17 protein-coding genes are annotated in these 16,409 nt (G+C 44.5%); 13 read left to right on the top strand and 4 right to left on the bottom strand.

Annotation, left to right across the window (positions count from 1 at the left end; all coding sequences use genetic code 11):
• The first annotated feature begins 4 nt into the window (after positions 1-4).
• Genes AR335_RS12340 through AR335_RS12325 form a run of 4 tightly spaced genes read left to right on the top strand, consistent with a single transcriptional unit; the run spans position 5 to position 6,273 of the window.
• Positions 5-2,059 carry a YIP1 family protein gene (locus AR335_RS12340; protein ID WP_062236069.1) on the top strand — a complete coding sequence of 685 codons (2,055 nt, stop codon included), beginning with the start codon at positions 5-7 and terminating at the stop codon, positions 2,057-2,059.
• Complete coding sequence (locus AR335_RS12335; protein WP_062236066.1) at positions 2,052-4,379, top strand: DUF5696 domain-containing protein; 2,328 nt, start codon at positions 2,052-2,054, stop codon at positions 4,377-4,379. Before AR335_RS12340 ends, AR335_RS12335 begins: the two co-directional genes overlap by 8 nt.
• Positions 4,376-5,278, top strand: coding sequence for a carbohydrate ABC transporter permease (locus tag AR335_RS12330; protein WP_082683473.1), 903 nt, complete (start codon positions 4,376-4,378; stop codon positions 5,276-5,278). The genes AR335_RS12335 and AR335_RS12330 overlap by 4 nt, the downstream gene beginning before the upstream one ends.
• On the top strand, positions 5,275-6,273 hold the full coding sequence (locus tag AR335_RS12325; protein ID WP_082683472.1) for a carbohydrate ABC transporter permease: 999 nt from the start codon (positions 5,275-5,277) through the stop codon (positions 6,271-6,273). Before AR335_RS12330 ends, AR335_RS12325 begins: the two co-directional genes overlap by 4 nt.
• 226 nt (positions 6,274-6,499) lie before the next feature.
• On the opposite strand, the gene AR335_RS12320 is transcribed toward AR335_RS12325, so the two are convergent.
• Positions 6,500-7,723: a glucoamylase family protein gene (locus AR335_RS12320; protein ID WP_062236063.1), complete on the bottom strand. Its 1,224-nt coding sequence runs from the start codon at positions 7,721-7,723 to the stop codon at positions 6,500-6,502.
• Between the two features lie 146 nt (positions 7,724-7,869).
• Here AR335_RS12320 and AR335_RS12315 point away from each other — a divergent pair, with 146 nt between their 5' ends.
• The 8 genes from AR335_RS12315 to AR335_RS12280 all read left to right on the top strand — a co-directional run bounded on the left by AR335_RS12315 (position 7,870) and on the right by AR335_RS12280 (position 13,726).
• The gene (locus AR335_RS12315) at positions 7,870-8,658 is read left to right on the top strand and encodes an SDR family oxidoreductase (RefSeq protein ID WP_062236059.1); all 789 of its coding nucleotides are present in this window, start codon (positions 7,870-7,872) and stop codon (positions 8,656-8,658) included.
• 328 nt (positions 8,659-8,986) lie between these two features.
• Positions 8,987-9,658 (top strand): class I SAM-dependent methyltransferase, encoded by a 672-nt coding sequence (locus tag AR335_RS12310; protein WP_062237069.1) that lies wholly within the window; start codon positions 8,987-8,989, stop codon positions 9,656-9,658.
• Between the two features lie 125 nt (positions 9,659-9,783).
• A complete protein-coding gene (locus AR335_RS12305; protein ID WP_062236056.1) occupies positions 9,784-10,227 on the top strand; it encodes a hypothetical protein in 444 nt (147 codons plus the stop codon).
• An 88-nt stretch (positions 10,228-10,315) separates the two neighbouring features.
• Positions 10,316-10,777 carry a GNAT family N-acetyltransferase gene (locus AR335_RS12300; RefSeq protein WP_062236053.1) on the top strand — a complete coding sequence of 154 codons (462 nt, stop codon included), beginning with the start codon at positions 10,316-10,318 and terminating at the stop codon, positions 10,775-10,777.
• Positions 10,778-10,828: 51 nt separating this feature from the next.
• A complete protein-coding gene (locus tag AR335_RS12295) occupies positions 10,829-11,494 on the top strand; it encodes a GntR family transcriptional regulator (RefSeq protein ID WP_369795833.1) in 666 nt (221 codons plus the stop codon).
• A 17-nt stretch (positions 11,495-11,511) separates the two neighbouring features.
• Positions 11,512-12,483 (top strand): DMT family transporter, encoded by a 972-nt coding sequence (locus tag AR335_RS12290; protein ID WP_062236050.1) that lies wholly within the window; start codon positions 11,512-11,514, stop codon positions 12,481-12,483.
• 78 nt (positions 12,484-12,561) lie between these two features.
• Entirely contained in the window at positions 12,562-12,981 is a 420-nt protein-coding gene (locus AR335_RS12285; protein ID WP_062236047.1) for a hypothetical protein, read from the top strand.
• Between the two features lie 127 nt (positions 12,982-13,108).
• The gene (locus AR335_RS12280; RefSeq protein ID WP_053355316.1) at positions 13,109-13,726 is read left to right on the top strand and encodes a hypothetical protein; all 618 of its coding nucleotides are present in this window, start codon (positions 13,109-13,111) and stop codon (positions 13,724-13,726) included.
• Between the two features lie 34 nt (positions 13,727-13,760).
• On the opposite strand, the gene AR335_RS12275 is transcribed toward AR335_RS12280, so the two are convergent.
• Positions 13,761-14,267: a cupin domain-containing protein gene (locus AR335_RS12275; protein ID WP_062236044.1), complete on the bottom strand. Its 507-nt coding sequence runs from the start codon at positions 14,265-14,267 to the stop codon at positions 13,761-13,763.
• Positions 14,268-14,445: 178 nt separating this feature from the next.
• Between AR335_RS12275 and AR335_RS12270 the strand changes: the two genes are divergently transcribed.
• Positions 14,446-15,045 (top strand): nitroreductase family protein, encoded by a 600-nt coding sequence (locus AR335_RS12270; protein WP_062236040.1) that lies wholly within the window; start codon positions 14,446-14,448, stop codon positions 15,043-15,045.
• 81 nt (positions 15,046-15,126) lie between these two features.
• On the opposite strand, the gene AR335_RS25200 is transcribed toward AR335_RS12270, so the two are convergent.
• Both AR335_RS25200 and AR335_RS12265 read right to left on the bottom strand, forming a co-directional pair.
• Complete coding sequence (locus AR335_RS25200; RefSeq protein ID WP_255357574.1) at positions 15,127-15,252, bottom strand: hypothetical protein; 126 nt, start codon at positions 15,250-15,252, stop codon at positions 15,127-15,129.
• 68 nt (positions 15,253-15,320) lie between these two features.
• Positions 15,321-16,316: an LLM class flavin-dependent oxidoreductase gene (locus AR335_RS12265; RefSeq protein WP_062236038.1), complete on the bottom strand. Its 996-nt coding sequence runs from the start codon at positions 16,314-16,316 to the stop codon at positions 15,321-15,323.
• Positions 16,317-16,409 lie beyond the last annotated feature (93 nt).

The following is a 16,409-nucleotide window of genomic DNA, read 5'->3' as shown; positions in this document are numbered from 1 at the left end:
GACCGTGTTAAAAAAAATCATAGTGGTTCTGTTCATTTCCCTCCTCCTGGTGCCTGAGACAGCGCAGGCTTCTGCACCTTATGATACGTATACCATCAATCCGGATGGAGAGTGGATCACGACACAGGATGCCTACCTTCCGACAGGGATGATTAACGGGCTTGCTTCCATCGGGAATACAGAAGGCGTTGGAAAAGAAAAACTTCAGCCTTTCTCGCAGCCCGAAGATATTTTTATTGATCAGCACGATTCCATCTACGTGGCTGATGCAGGAAATGCCAGAATTGCCGTACTGAAACCTGATGGCCAGTTCAGCAAGAGCATCGGAAAAGGGATTCTGACACAGCCCACGGGTGTGTTTGTTAAGGATAACGGCCATGTGTTTGTTTCGGATTACGGAAGCCAAAAGCTATACGAATTCGATGCGAACGGCAAGAAGATCAATGAGTTTGGAAAGCCAAACTCCGTCCTTTTTGGAAAGGACACCAATTTTGTTCCGAAAAAAGTAATCGTCGACAAGCGTGGAAACCTGTATACCGTATTGGAAGGATCTGTCGAGGGCTTGGCCCAGCTCAGTCCGAAAGGAGAATTCCTGGGTTACTTTGGTGCCAACCAGACATCCTTTGACTTGAAACGGAAAATACAAAACGTTCTTTATACGAAGGAACAGCTGAAAAAACTGGAAAGCAAAAGGCCTCCCTCAGCGAGCAACCTGGCGATTGATGACGAAGGACTGATCTACACGAGCACCATTGGATCGGATACCGGCGGAATAAAGAAACTGAACATCTCTGGATCAAATCTTATTCCCTCAGTTATGAATAGTCCGAGCCTTTCTGATGTTACCGTTGACCCCCTGGGCAACATATATACCGTGGACGGGGAGTACGGCTACATCTATGAGTACGACTCAGAGGGGAACCTGATTTTTTGTTTCAGCGGCGGGGACAGCGGGAACCAGCGGCTCGGATTGACGAAAAACCCATCGGGTATTGCAGTTAATTCGAAGGGCCGGGTATTTGTCCTCGACAAACAGCGCGGAGCCATTCAAGTGTTCCAGCCGACCGCCTATGCCAATCTTGTGCATAAAGCAATGTCCTATTATTCGGAAGGACGCTATGAAAAAAGTGAAGGGTATTGGAAGGAAGTTCTCAAGTATAACAGCATGTTTGGGCTTGCGCATCAGGGGATGGGAATGGCGGCTTTAAAAAAGGGGAAATACGAAGAAGCTTTAGCGCGTTTTTCGATTTCAAAGGACATTGAAGGCTATTCCACTGCTTACTGGGAGATCAGAAGAAAATGGATGCTTGAGCACACTTCTTCTTTTATCATTGCAGGGATCATCATGCTTGCTGCCTATTATGCTATGAAACTGCTATATCGAAAAAAAGGAATGGGAGCCGGAGTAAGAAAGCTTTGGCTGCGTGCCAGAAAGCAGAAGCATGTTTCACAGTTTCTTCAGGCTTTCAGAATCATGAGACATCCGATCGAAGGCTACTGGGAGCTCATGCATAAAGGCAAAGGTTCTGTTCTTATGGCTACTCTTTTATATTTGGCTTTATTAGTTGTCTATTTCATCGATCTTCTTTATACGAACTTCCTGTTCAGTTCACAGGATCCACAGCAGGTCAAACTGCTGAATGAGTTTTGGAAAATCAGTGTGCCCATTACCGTCTGGATCATTGCCAACTATTTGGTGAGCACAATCAATGACGGGAAAGGGAAATTTAAGGATGTCTATATCGGTACAGCCTATGCGTTCAGCCCGTATATCTTTTTAGGCATACCGGTGTCCATTGTTTCCAACGGCCTCACCCTGATGGAATCTGTACTGTATGACATCGCCCGCTATGGAATGATCGTTTGGACCGCTCTGCTTATGTTTCTGATGGTGAAGGAAATTCACCGGTTTGAGCTCGGACAGACGGTGAAAAATATCTTTTTGACGTTTGCGGGAATGGGGATTCTCGGGCTGATCGGATTTATGATGTTCGGTTTAACCAACCAGCTGTATGATTTTGTGGATGCCATACTTTCGGAGGTGAAAGCCCGTGTTTAAGTTTACTGTAAAAAAAGCTGTGATCGGCGGACTGCTAGCTGTTCTCCTGCTGATCTCTACCGGCGTGACGGGCGCTTCCGGGCTTTTTTCAAGAACGAAAGATGTGCCGCCGCAGCAACTGCTGAAAAAGCACGAAGAACTGTCATTGGTAGAACTTAGTTCCAACCGATACACCCAGCCTGACCAAAAACAAAAAACAGTAAAGTCTCCCCGCATTCCAGCAGGGTATAAAAAAGAAGCCTCAACCTCTGCTTTGGAGCTTTATGCGGAGCCGAAGACCATGGGGATCATGGTGAAGAACAAAAAAACGGGATATGTGTGGAGTTCGTATCCTTCAAAAGAAATGCTGGCAAAAGAATCCCTCAACGATGATTGGAACAAACTCGTCCAATCTCCAATCATGGTCGAATACTTTAATGATAATGCCGGGATCGAAAGAGGAAGCCTGGCATCGCTTGGCGGTGCGATTGAGGATGTAAAAGCCATTCCAGAAGGCTTTCAATTTCGAGTGAATCTTCATCAAATGAAAACATCATTTCTCATCCAAGTCAAAGTAGAGGGCAGCCAGCTCGTCCTCAAGATACCTCAAAACGAATGGAAAGAAAAAGATAGCAAGATCGCTAACCTTTATGTTTATCCGTTTTTCGGAAGTACAAGACTCGATGATCTCCCGGGATATATGATGATTCCTGACGGCAGCGGAGCATTGATCCGCTATCAGAAGCCTTCCGTCTCATACGATGAGCCATTTGTCGGAAGGATTTATGGCCAGGATTATTCTGTAAACCCGCCTGGGCTAGCGGATATCCGTAATGTTCCTGTGACGATGCCGGTCTTTGGCGCCGTTCATGGCGAAGGACAGAATGGATTTCTTGGCATCGTGGAAAAGGGCCAGTACAATTCGGAAATCGTTGCTTATCCATCCGGGCTCAATACGAATTTCAACTGGATTGCCCCCCGGTTTATCGTTCGCAATGCCTATTTCCAGCCGACGAGCAAAAATATGGGCGGATATAATACGTACCAGAAGTCCCGCATTCTTAACGACATGCAGGTCAGGTATAACTTCTTGGAAGGTGAAGGTGCATCGTATACCGGGATGGCCAAATCCTACCGAAGCTACCTTGAACAAAAAGGCATACTGAAAAAGCAGAAAGTCTCCAGGAAAGACGTGCCAGCCCACGTTGAATTCCTTGGCGGTGAAATGGAAAAAGGGCTTTTCAGAAAAAAATATGTGGAAATGACATCGTTTAAGGATGTAAAACAAATCACGCAGAAACTAAATGACTATGGATTGGACAACCTCGATATTCTTCTGCGCGGCTGGGGAGATGGCGGGCTGACCGGCAGCAATCCTCAGAAATTTCCGGCAGCTGATCAGCTTGGCGGTCCAGAAGGTTTAAAACGTCTGGCAAAAGTCCTGAAGAATCAAGGTTCGTCACTGTCTCTGCAGCTCGATTATACGTACGGATATGATGGGGCAGATAACTTTGATGAGAAAACGGAAGGGGCACGCAAGATCACCAACCAGGTATTGATTCAAAAAGTAGGCTCAGATCCCTTCGAGAAGGAAAAGACAGATCTTGAACGATATTACATCACACCTGGGAAAGCCGTCACTTTAGCAGAGGAGGATGCAGCAAACTTAAAAGGTATTCCATCTGCAGGCGCAGCACTTGAGAATACAAGTTCTCTGCTGTTTTCTGATTATCATAAGAAACATCCGACAGACAGGCAGTCAGCGGCAACGGATTATATGAAACTGGCTGATCAGCTTCATGAAAGACTTGGAAAACTTGCGCTGTATAATCCAAACGCATTTCTCTTAAAACACGCATCGAAAATCTACAATATTGAAATGAGTTCTTCTCAATACATGTATGCAACGGATACGGTTCCTTTTGTTCAGATGGTGCTGCACGGTTATATGGATTACTACAGTACCCCGCTGAACTTTGCAGCGGACGAGGATGAAACGGTTCTTAAAATGGTGGAGACTGGTGCATTTCCTTCCTTTTATTTTACGAAACAGCCGTCCCATCTTTTAAGCGGCGGTCCATCAAAAAATCTAGCAGCCTCTTACTATAAGGACTGGCTGAAGGACGCAAAGCGTATTTACGAAAGAGTTAAAGCTCCGCTAAGCGAAGTATCCGGTGAAACAATTGATCAGAGAAAAGTCGTTCAGCCGGGACTCGTTGAAGTGACGTATTCTAACGGAGCGGTGATCCTGGTAAACTACGAATCAAAAGCTGCAGAAGTAAACGGGCATAAGATCGGTGCAAGAGACTTTCTGGTTTTGAAAAAGGGGGATAAGCAATGACCAACAGACGAAAGGACACTTTGACAGGGTTGCTGTTTATCTCGCCATGGCTGATCGGCTTCTTGTTCTTTATGGCCTATCCGATCTATTCATCACTGAAAATGAGCTTCGAGAAGGTGTTTATTACACCCGAAGGCATTAAATCGCAATTTATTAAACTCGATAACTATCAATACGCGTTTTTTAAAGATCCGTATTTTATGGACGAAGTGTTTAATTTTACAAAAACTGTGGTGATCATGATACCGATCGTTGTTATATTCTCATTGATTGTCGCACTGCTCATCAACCAGCCGATTAAGATGAAGGGGATGTTCCGTGCAGTGTTCTTCCTGCCGGTGGTGATCTCTAGCGGCGCAGTTATCAATGAACTTTTCGCTCAAGGAGCTGGCACCATACCGATGGTTGAACAGTACGGGATTGTCAGTATGATTAAAGATTCAATGGGTCCCGGTCTTGCCGATCCAATCATTGAGGTGATTCAGAAATTTATTCTCATTTTGTGGTTTTCCGGAGTTCAGATTTTGATTTTTCTTGCCGGACTGCAAAAGATTAACCGGAGTATCTATGAGGCGGCAGCAATAGATGGTGCTTCCCCATGGGAAACGTTCTGGAAGATCACATTGCCTGGCTTAAAGCCTTTCATTCTTGTAAATCTTATTTATACCACGGTTGATCTGTTCACGAACTCCGTGAACAATGTAATCAATTCGATTAAAGAAAACATGTTCAAGATTGAAACAGGCTTTGGTTACGCGACGGCTCTCTCATGGATCTACCAGGCTTTGATTCTCGTCATTCTCCTGATCATCTTTTTCTTTTTCAGGAACAAGGAAGGAAAGAAGGAGCGAAAGCTGGGCTATCGAAAACCCCGCATGAAAAGGAGGACAGCTTCATGAAGACGATTTTAGAACATGAAAAAGTAACTCCATCCGTTTCTGTTTTTACAAAAAGCCAGTTTGCCCAAAAGCTGCCGCTTACCCGTGCGAGACGTTTTCTGCTTGGCAAGCAGGGCAACGACGGCCTGGTCTTTAAATTTTTTACGTATTACCTATTAATCTGCATTGGTTTCGTCTATCTGTATCCGATTCTCTTCATTGTTTCACAAAGTTTTAAGAGCATGGATGACCTGCTCGATCCGACCGTTATGTGGATACCGAGGGAGTTTACGATCGAAAATTACGTGCAAGCCTGGCAAGTGCTTGATTTTCCAAAAACGTTGAGCACGACACTGTTAAATTCCGCGATACCGGCTGTGGCTCAAACTATTTCCTGTGCGTTGGTAGGGTACGGGTTCGCAAAGTTCAACTTTCCAGGAAAACCGGTGCTGTTTGCCCTGATGATTATTACCTTTATCATTCCGGCGCAAGTCGTGATGATCCCTCTTTATCTATTATTTGAAAACTACGGAATGACGGGTTCATCCCTGCCGTTTATTGTTCCTGCCGTATTTGCGATGGGAATCAAGAGTACATTGTTTATTCTGATCTATACCCAATTCTTTAAGTCGATTCCAGTTGCATTAGAAGAGGCGGCGCAAATTGATGGAGCGGGAAGAATTTCAATCTTCTTTAGAATTGTGCTTCCAATCTCAGTGCCAGCTATGGTTGTTGTGTTTCTCTTTTCTTTCGTTTGGCATTGGAATGAAACGTATATGGCCTCTCTCTATCTAGGCGATGCCATGTCCACACTGCCATTAAAACTGCAGGAGTTTAATGATGCGTTTAAAAGCATGTTCGGCGGCAGCCAGGCAGCGTCTGCAAAAACAGACATTAACGAATCCATCAAACTTGCGGGTACCATGCTTGTTATTTTACCGCTGCTCATACTGTACTTCTTTGCTCAAAGGTGGTTTGTCGAGGTCACAGACAAAACGGGGATCTCTGGAGAATAACGAAAAAGCAGGCTCCTGCCAGTCACGGTTCGTGACGGTGGAAGCCTGCTTTATTTGGACGTTTTTAGCGGCGGTGAGTAGTTACGCGCGGGTTGCAGGGATTTACGCGCCGGTTGGAGGAAAATACGCGCGATTCTCAGAATACATCCGATCTAGGTAAAATACATGCGGATCTCACGCAAATACATGCCGATCCCAGCCAAATACATGCCGATTCACAGGAAGCTCAGCTGATCTTAAAGCCGGTAAGCTGCAGTCCCTTTTGGGCATATTCATTTTTCATAAACCATTTCCAGACGAGTCCGCTCCGGTAGTTTTCAATCATTAATAAAGAGATGCCCTTGTCGATGCCGATGACATTTGTGCCAAACCAGGCGGGGGTAACATCGAGGTTATAAGCATCGATAAAACCGTATTCTCCCCAAAGCTCTGGAACGTTGTTGTAATAGTGCTGCATCGCTTCCATGCTCTCTTGGGGGGTAAAGACAATGGATCCGATGGCGCCTGCTGGAGGGACGGTTCCGTCAGGATGATGCAGGTCATTGGCACCGTCCCTTCCAGAAGGCGGCGCCCCATATCTTCCGCTGTAGCCTGCAGGGCCGTCACAAGCTGTCAGTCCCCAGGAGTTCGGACCATACGTTTTAAAGGTTTTCGATTCATCTATGCAATATTGCCGGTGAGCAAGTGTGGCCTTAACCGAATTTTCCCACCAATCGATTCCATCCTGGTCGGTCTTGTTCTGCAAATCAAACCAGGCATGGGAGAACTGAAAGGTAAAGAGAGAGCCCAACCATGTATAAATGAATAAGGGCCCATCCCCATAGGAGCTGACCTGCCGGTGGAAGTCATAAAACATTTCCGGATTTACGGGGTGTGTCGGTGAGGCGGCGGCAAGAAAATACATCATGAACTGCTCGGCGTACAAGTCCCAGGCCCCCCAGTGCCCGCGTTCAGGAGTATAACCCATATAAAACTGGTTCGTCTCAGGGTTCCGATACCATTCCCAGTTCACTCGTTCATAAAGCTGCTGCGTTTTTTCTTTAATCTTTCCACCGAAATATTCTCCAGCTGTCATTGCGCCGCACAGAGCAATGGCTGTGTCGATGATGGATACTTCTGATTTTCTGGCCCTTTTTCCAGTTTCCATCGAGAGAAAGTGATAAAAAAAGCCATTAACCTCTTCAGCATTTAATAATAGTGTGTTTAGTGTTCCATCGGCACGTTCGTAAGCTGCATCTCTTGAAATCCATTCCCGTTCTGCACCGATGACAAGAGCGGTTAACCCGTAGCCGACCGAGGCGACGGAACACATATCAGGGTCTCCCGGTGCACGGTCCCGGATCAAGCCAAACCCAGGGCTGCCGCAATCGGTATTCGTTTCATTCCAGAAAAATAAAAAAGAATGTTTACTCTCCAGCTCCAGCAATTGTTCGTTTGTAAGTGGGGTCATTGAATACTGCCTCCTTGGTAATAGAAACGTTTCGATATGCGAGTTGTAAATCTCAACATCAGTTTACCACAGAAAGGTTCAGAATTATCCAACAAAAAAACAAAATAAATTGGGTATATTAATAAGAAATATAGAGGAGGACTATTATGAGCATCTATCAAAAAGAAGCAGGAAAAGTGGCAGTTGTTACTGGCGGAGGTTCAGGGATTGGAAGAGCGTCAGCCCTTGCTTTCTCGAAGGAAGGCATGAAGGTTTGTGTGATGGATATAAAAGAAGAACGAGCGGAAGAAGTGGTACAGGAAATCGGGAATACAGGGGGAGAGGCAATAGCTTGTGAAGTGGACGTATCTGATCCGAGTGAGGTGCAGCGTGGAATCGAGAAAGCAGTGCAGAAGTGGGGCAGGATGGATGTCCTTTTTGCCAACGCCGGAATTAACGGGACGCTCGCTCCCATTGAAAAGTTATCACTTGAAGAATGGAACACTACCATCAGCACCAACTTAAACGGTACTTTTTTAACCGTGAAGCATGCCATACCCTATTTAAAGAAAGCTGGAGGAAGCATCGTGATCACCAGTTCCATCAATGGGAACCGGGCGTTTCATGGATTTGGAATGGCAGCCTACAGCTCTACAAAAGCAGCTCAGGTTGCCTTCATGAAAATGGCAGCTCTCGAACTTGCCAGGTACAAGATAAGAGTCAATGCGATCTGTCCTGGTGCCATTAAAACCAACATCGGTCAAAATACCAATGCTACCGAAGCCGTAAAGGAGATTGCGATTCCGGTTGATTATCCGGAAGGAGACCAGCCTCTTGAACATAAGCCTGGTGAACCTAAACAAGTGGCTGATCTCGTCTTATTCCTCGCCTCTGAACGTTCCAGCCATATTTCAGGAACCGAAATCTATATTGATGGAGCAGAAACACTTTTATAGAAGAGTAAAAGAAGAGCTGTCTAGGGCTCTTCTTTTTTCTTTTTTTTTCGTATTTGTAAAAACGACCCGTTCGTTGATTCGTTTTAAGGTATCTATTTAAAGAAAACAAAGCGGGTAGTACAGGGGTGTTAAACGAGAGATGAATAACGGAATTAAAGCTATGCATGGCGTTTGAAGGTGAGGTTTTGATTGTGTTTGTGGTCTGAGATAAATGGAGAAAGAAGGGTTTTAAATCTTTGTATAGAAATTGACAAGGTGAGGAAATTAACGAAGTTTGGGGAGAAGTCCATTGAATCAATCAGAGATTATTTTAAATCAAGAAGATGTCATGCAAATGCTGGATTCTTTATTGAGAGACCCGGTGCCTTTTTGGGATGAATTCTATCGTGATCGTGAGAAAAAGATTCCCTTTTTTCATAATGTCCCTGATGAAAACCTCGTCGGATATTTCGAGAAAGGATACTTAAAGCCAGGAAGAGCCCTTGAATTAGGCTGTGGGCCGGGAAGGAACGCGATTTATCTTGCCCAAAAAGGCTGCAGGGTGGATGCGGTGGACCTGTCGAAAGAAGCCTTAAACTGGGGAGAGGAACGGGCACGGGAACAAAACCTTCCTGTCCGTTTTATTCATCAGAATATCTTTGATCTGGATATAGAGGACGGATCCTATGACTTCATCTATGATTCAGGCTGTTTTCATCACCTTGCCCCGCATCGCAGGCTGACCTATGTGGAACTTGTAAACCGAGCTTTAAAACCAGGCGGCCATTTTGCGGTGACTTGTTTTGTGATGGGCGGCAGTTTGGGAGGCTCGGAAATTTCAGACTGGGAGGTGTACCGGGCGCAATCGGTGATGGGCGGATTGGGCTATACAGAGGAAAAGCTGAAAACTATTTTCAGGAGCTTTACGGCAGTAGAGGTTAGAAGGATGAAAGTGATGGGTGCAGGAAGTTCAACATTCGGTGTTCCGGATTTATGGACAGCTTTGTTTAAAAAGGAATAAAAAGTAGTACATTTTTACTAATTAACGTTATTTTGCAAAAATTTTTAAAAAACAGGTTTAAAATCTAAATCTTTTTTTGTATGATAAGATGATAACTATTAAGTCATTTTTTTGGGGGAAAGATGATGAATTCACTGAAACGGAGAATCCGGGGGCATAAAGGTATGGAGTTCGCTTTGATCTATCTTATCCTTTTGTTCGGTGTTGGTGCTTATCAGACAATTGAAGTCTTTATGAATATCAATCTTTATTCAGAACACGTTCTGTTCGGGCTGACTTCTCACTCGTTCATAGCTTCTATTTTGTTATTCTGGTCATTGATCAGTATTTTCTGGGTATTAAGCTTGCGAGTATTGGACTGGGCCCACCGTACATTCCTGTTTACTTTAAAAAATGCAATATTTGGCTCTGTCGTTTTATTTCTAGGCGTTCCGATCGGAGTCTCTATACAGATATACAGCGTTATGTCTTTGAATACGATTCTCAGCTCTATTACAGAAGCTTTATTAATTACAACGATTATCTCTTTTGCGATCGGGATTTCAGGAAAGTTCCGAAAAACAGCATAAGTGCAATAACGGCTCTGCCTAATAGGCGGAGCCGTTTTTTATAAGGGTGCCTGGCACCCTTATAGTAAACTAGCGGGAGGGAGACTTCATGCTTGAGTTAAAACCTGTCGATCGCGGCAACTGGGAAGAAGCGCTGCTGTTAAAAGTGAAAAAAGAGCAGGAGCATTTCGTGCCTTCTGTCGCTGTATCGCTGGCTAAAGTCTATATTAAGCCGGACGGCGAGGATGTTGAGTACCTTCCGTTTGCTATCTATGCAGAAGGAATGATGGTAGGATTCATCATGCATGCATTTGAAGAGCAGAATGATAACATGTATTGGATCAATGGTTTTCTTATTGATGAAAAGCATCAGGGGAAGGGATATGGAAAAAGAGCGATGATTGAGATGATTTCTTGGATTGAGGAGAGGTTTCCTCATTCCCGTGAAACACGGCTAACGGTCCATCAAGAGAACCAGAGGGCAGCCGTACTATATAAGAGGCTAGGCTATCTGCCAACGGGAGATGTATATGATGGAGAAATTGTGTACAAACGGGAAAGAATTCAATAGAACAAAACCAGTGGCTTTTGCACTGGTTTTTTTATTGAGTTGTCAATTGATATGCGATATATTGGTTTTATGAAAAACATTCAACCAATTAGACGATTATCATTAAGAGAAGAAGTGTATCATCATTTGAAGAACGCAATACTCTTATTAGAACTGGAGCCTGAGGAACGATTGCATGACAAAGATCTTGCGGAGCTATTCGGCATCAGCCGGACACCGGTAAGGGAGGCTCTAAAAAAACTTGAAGATGAAGGACTAGTCGAAGCGATGCCGGGTTCCGCGACAAGAGTCGCTCCGTTAAATAACGATGAAGCGAACCATGCATTTACCGTCGTTGCAGCACTTCATGCATTAGCCGCCAGACTTGCCGTTCCACTTCTGGAGGAAAAGGATGTTAAAGAATTAAAAATACAAAATCAAAAGCTGAGATCTGCTATGGAAGAAAGGAATGTTATAGCCGCCATTCAAGCGGATGAAGATTTTCATCAGGTGTTTGTAACAGCAGCCGGAAATCCTGAGCTGGTGAAAGCGCTGGAGGTAAGTACCGCTAAGATCCGCCGTTTAGAAATGGCCCAATTCGGCTCCGTAAAAGGGGTGAATTCAATACAGCAGCATGAACAAATCATTGATGCCTGCATAGAAAAAGATAGTGAGAAAACGGCTCTCCTGACCGAAGTAAACTGGCTGAGTCTCGGAGAACTGCTGATTCAAAAATGAAGAGAGAGGTGTACTCCATGCGGCCTGTCATCGTCGGAATTTGCTCTGCTTTCTTTTTTGCCTTTACATTTGTGCTAAACCGTTTAATGGAATTATCAGGAGGAAGCTGGATCTGGAGCGCTTCACTTCGCTATTTTTTCATGGTGCCCTTTCTGCTGATTATTGTAATGTTAAGGGGAAACTTGGGCCAGCTGATGCAGACCATGAAAGAACAGCCGAAAAGCTGGCTGTTATGGAGTTTGGTGGGCTTCGGCCTATTTTATGCTCCCATCTGTTTTGCTGCAGCCTATGAACCTGGATGGCTGATTGCCGGAACGTGGCAGATTACCATTATCTCAGGCTCACTTCTCGTTCCTTTTTTTAAGGAACAGGTTCAAACATCACAAGGGCTTCAATCGGTAAGAGGGAAGATTCCGTTTAAGGGGCTCTCCATGTCGTTGATCATCCTTCTTGGCATTGTCCTGATGCAGATGGAGCAGGCAAGAACACTTTCGTTCAATGATGTGCTGTTAGGAGCACTTCCTGTGTTAGTCGCTTCGTTTGCTTATCCGCTCGGTAATCGAAAAATGATGGAGTTATGCAGAGGTCGGTTGGATGCTTATCAGCGGGTACTTGGCATGACGCTCGCCAGTCTTCCTTTCTGGATCGTTCTCGCTTTTATTGGCTGGCTGGCCGATGGGCCTCCAACGGCAGTCCAAACCTTTCAATCCGCCCTTGTAGCTCTTTCTTCCGGCGTTATCGCCACGGTGCTGTTCTTTTATGCCACGGATCTTGTCAGGGGGAACATGCAGCAGTTAGCGGCTGTTGAGGCGACCCAATCTGCGGAAGTCCTCTTTGCGGCAATGGGTGAAATATGGATGTTATCCTTGCCGATGCCCTCCGCTTTATCATGGCTTGGCATGGCATTAATCATGGTTGGAATGATTCTTCACAGCTATGTTTCACAGGTGAAAAAACGCTCAAATCTAAAAAGAGCTAACGTTTCATAAAAAGGGATTTATTTCCTTGTCTATTTTGTTAATCATTCGGGTATTAACATTGGTAAAAGAGGAAGGGAAGACTTAGCCATGGCTTGGATTGAAGATCACTTGCTGCTTGTCATACTGGTGGTGCTTGCAATCATCGTGTTTGTGTTATTGTTTAAACTTGCTCTGCGTGCCGCCCTCATATTTGGAGTTATTGCCATCATCGCTATTGTCATATTTGGGGTAAGCCCCGACAAAATTATGAACATAGGAAAACAAGGCGTGAATTCTGCATCAACGGCATATAAAAAAACGATCGAGCCTGTGATAAAAAAAGAAATGGTTGATGCCAAACATGTTGAAAAGAAAGACGGAAGCTTTGTTATTCAGAGTAAAAGCGTAAAGATCACAGGCAAGGAGGGAGACGAAAACGCAAAAGTCGTCTATAAAGGAAAAACCTATGATGTTGATATGAATGTGGTTAAGCCACTGCGTGAACAAATCGATACGACAAAACAATAAAAACGTGATAAGCAGGCCTGGAATGATAAGAGTGAGATTCCAGGCTTTTTTGTGTTCTCGAAAGGATACATTCATATTTCTGGATTTGGTGGCAATAATTTATATGAGCAGGAAATGAGGTGTATGAATGAAACGAAAGTCGGTCCTTATGATTAGTCTGGCCTACACGGTTTTTATGGCGGTCTTGTTTTTTTATTACTTTCCAAAAGGAGAGGTTCACAGCTATCAGGTAGCATTAGGAGGAGTTCTGTGCGGAGCCATACCGCTTGTCCTTGCCCGGTTTACTAAATTAAAGTTTAACCTGCCCATATTGCTTTCCTATTTAGCTTTTCTTTTTGCATCACAATATTTAGGTTCCATTCTTCATTTTTATGGTTTGGGCTGGTGGGATACGTTTCTGCATTTACTGAGCGGAGCTTTGCTGGCTTTCGTTGCAGTGGCTCTTTATGAAAGGCTCGTTCATCGGGAAGGAGGCACGCATATTTCAGCATGGCTTGTCTTCTGGTTCGTTCTTTCATTTGCCGTTCTTGGCGGAGTCATCTGGGAGATGTATGAGTTCAGTATGGATCAGATCTTTGCTATGACGCTGCAGGGCGGGGGAAACAGCGATACGATGGTGGATCTTATTGCGGATACCTCAGGCGGCCTTATCATTGCCGTCATTTCACTGGTACGGACAAAACAAAAATTCGATGCACCAGACGGCGGGAAAGAACCTGGTCTGCCTCCTGAATCCTTGGCATAATGACAGCCCGAATCAACAAAGATTCGGGCTGTTCTTATTTTCTGTTCCAATGCTGAAGCAAAGGTCCATCCGTACCGAAAACAGGATCGGTTTCAGGGAGAGGAACATTACGTATTTCTTCTAGAGTCGTAGGGCGTTCACCGTCGACTCCGCGCATCAGATTATAATCCATTCCGTTGGGGTAAGCACCAGCCACTTGAAAATCCGCGCTGGATTCCATGTTAATATGCCCGGTTCCAGCTGGCAAAACGATGACATCACCAGCATGAATCTGCAGCTCTTGTCCGGATTTTCCACCAATCTTAACTGTCGCAAATCCCGATATGACACCTAATACCTCATGAGTGTTGCTGTGATAATGATGATAGTCGAAAATGCCGTTCCGCCAGCTGTTTAGCCAGTTGTTCTCATTAAAAATCTGTTCGGCTTGATAAGATCGTTCGGCTAAAACCCCTTCGTAGAACAATACCGGCCAATCTGGGTGATTAGGAATGAATCCATCATCTTCAAAATAATAGGTTTTCACCTCAAACGTACTCATTTCGATTTGCCTCCTCAGTACACTTTTAAAATGAATTCCCGCTATGGCTGAAGATTAACCACAATGAATCGCTTATTTTACTGAAAGTTAGCACTTGACGTAATGAAATATATTATTTATACTAACTTACATAAAGTAATAAACAATAAAAATGGTCGTTTAGTGGAGGGAAATTAACATGGCAAAAGATTTTTTAACTTCAGTTCAAGAGAGACGCTCTTATTATGGAATCAGAAAAGAAGCCGTTGTTTCTGATGAAAGAATTCAGGAAATCATCAATCATGCGGTAAAATACACACCATCTTCTTTTAATTCACAAAGTGCCCGTGTTGTTGTATTGCTTGGCGAAAACCACGATAAACTTTGGAATATCACGAAAGAAACTCTTCGTGCCATCGTTCCGGTAGATCAGTTTTCTCCGACAGAAGAAAAAATGAACGCGTTCGGAAGCGGATACGGAACCGTCCTATTTTTCGAAGACCAAAAAGTAGTGGAAGGACTTCAAGAAGCATTCGCTGCTTATGCAGACAATTTCCCAATCTGGTCCAACCATTCTTCAGGGATGCTCCAATTTGTTGTTTGGACTGCACTAGAGAATGAAGGATTCGGTGCATCACTTCAGCACTACAACCCAATCATTGATGAAGAAGTCAAAAAAGAATGGAATGTGCCAGAAAACTGGAAGCTTATCGCTCAAATGCCATTCGGCAAGCCTGTGGCAGCACCAGGCGAAAAAGAATTCCAGCCGCTTAAAGACCGTGTGAAAATCTATAAATAAAAATAAAAAGGGGCTGTCCAGAAAGTCGAAAATTGACCTTCAGGCAGCCCCTTTTTGGCTTGAAAAATCTTCAATGAAAAGTTAATTGAAGTGGAAGATGCGAGACTCCTGCGGGACTAGCGTGACAGGTGAGACTCCCGCCGGTGCTTGCACCAAGAGGCTCACCGCATGCCCCGCGGAAAGCGAGCAGCCTGGAACGGAAATCAACAGCTTACAGACTTCTTGGACAGCCCCTTTTTGTTGTGTCATTTATTATCCAATCAATAAACATGCAGCTACTTAAATAGATGGGCCAATCTCTCATACGATTTTTTTCTTTCTGCAAAAGAAAATACATTTGTCAAAATCATAAATTCAGCAGTCTGATACTGTTCTGAAAGTAATATAAGCTTGTCTCTTACGATCTCTGGAGAACCGATCACCATACGTTCTCTGTTCTTTTTGATTTGTTCCCGGTCAAACTGTGTGAAGGAGTATGATTTTGATTCTTCAATGTTCGGTATCCGGCTGTCCAGGCCCTTTTCAACACGGAGAAGCCAAAGGTCCTGGCTTAAAGCTAGTTCTTCAGCATGCTCATCCGTTTCCCCGCAGATCACAAAAACCGCAGCGATACCAGCCGGTTTTTCGAAAAAGGCTGATGACTGAAAGGTTTCATGATAGGTCTGAAACGCTTCCTGTCCCCTCTCGGGATTGATAAAATGCCCAAATACATAACCGATACCAAGCTCGGCAGCCTGCCTGGCGCTGTTTTCGCCCATTCCCAGTTCCCAAAGGCCTGGCGGTGAGGGGACTTGAGGAGAAGTTTTTATCCCATGAAAAGGATGATCAGAAGGTAGGGAGTTCGTCAGGTAATACGATAGATCCTGGAGCTGCCGGGGAAATGCGGTTAAGCTTTTCTTTATGTTGTCTGTTAAAGCAAGTCTCGTTTTCATCGTACCGCCGGATGACCGGCCCACTCCAAGATCGATTCTGCCCGGCGAAAGAGCTTCCAGCTGCTGAAAGGTTTCTGCAACCTTAAACGGACTGTATTGCGGCAAAAGGACACCGCCAGAACCAAGCCGGATAGATTGGGTGAGTGCGGCGGTATGGGCAATCAATATTTCAGGAGCCGTGCTTGCCAGCCCCTTTGTGCTGTGATGCTCGGCAAACCAATACCGGTGATAGCCAAGCTTTTCAGCAATCTGGGCGAGCTGTATACTTTGCTGCAATGTCTCTGCAGCAGTCTGCCCTTTTGGAACAGGAACTTGATCTAATATACTTAAGGATATCAAGAGAAAGCATCCTTTCTGTTAAAAATACTGTTACCTTATGTATGCAGCAAAATCACTGCTTTAAAACGCAAATGTGAATAATGAATAGGAAAA

The organism is Fictibacillus sp. FJAT-27399, from assembly GCF_001510655.1.
Lineage (GTDB): Bacteria > Bacillota > Bacilli > Bacillales > Fictibacillaceae > Fictibacillus_C > Fictibacillus_C marinisediminis.
The sequence above is the reverse complement of the archived record's forward strand: the minus strand, read 5'-3'. Positions and strand labels throughout refer to the sequence as shown.

What these genes read in the sequence shown, in the direction of transcription:
- AR335_RS12330 (WP_082683473.1), top strand. Translation starts at nt 4,376, where the DNA reads ATGACCAACAGACGAAAGGACACTTTGACAGGGTTGCTGTTTATCTCG.
- AR335_RS12325 (WP_082683472.1), top strand. Translation starts at nt 5,275, where the DNA reads ATGAAGACGATTTTAGAACATGAAAAAGTAACTCCATCCGTTTCTGTT.
- AR335_RS12320 (WP_062236063.1), bottom strand. Translation starts at nt 7,723, where the DNA reads ATGACCCCACTTACAAACGAACAATTGCTGGAGCTGGAGAGTAAACAT.
- AR335_RS12315 (WP_062236059.1), top strand. Translation starts at nt 7,870, where the DNA reads ATGAGCATCTATCAAAAAGAAGCAGGAAAAGTGGCAGTTGTTACTGGC.
- AR335_RS12310 (WP_062237069.1), top strand. Translation starts at nt 8,987, where the DNA reads ATGCAAATGCTGGATTCTTTATTGAGAGACCCGGTGCCTTTTTGGGAT.
- AR335_RS12305 (WP_062236056.1), top strand. Translation starts at nt 9,784, where the DNA reads ATGAATTCACTGAAACGGAGAATCCGGGGGCATAAAGGTATGGAGTTC.
- AR335_RS12300 (WP_062236053.1), top strand. Translation starts at nt 10,316, where the DNA reads ATGCTTGAGTTAAAACCTGTCGATCGCGGCAACTGGGAAGAAGCGCTG.
- AR335_RS12295 (WP_369795833.1), top strand. Translation starts at nt 10,829, where the DNA reads ATGCGATATATTGGTTTTATGAAAAACATTCAACCAATTAGACGATTA.
- AR335_RS12290 (WP_062236050.1), top strand. Translation starts at nt 11,512, where the DNA reads ATGCGGCCTGTCATCGTCGGAATTTGCTCTGCTTTCTTTTTTGCCTTT.
- AR335_RS12285 (WP_062236047.1), top strand. Translation starts at nt 12,562, where the DNA reads ATGGCTTGGATTGAAGATCACTTGCTGCTTGTCATACTGGTGGTGCTT.
- AR335_RS12280 (WP_053355316.1), top strand. Translation starts at nt 13,109, where the DNA reads ATGAAACGAAAGTCGGTCCTTATGATTAGTCTGGCCTACACGGTTTTT.
- AR335_RS12275 (WP_062236044.1), bottom strand. Translation starts at nt 14,267, where the DNA reads ATGAGTACGTTTGAGGTGAAAACCTATTATTTTGAAGATGATGGATTC.
- AR335_RS12270 (WP_062236040.1), top strand. Translation starts at nt 14,446, where the DNA reads ATGGCAAAAGATTTTTTAACTTCAGTTCAAGAGAGACGCTCTTATTAT.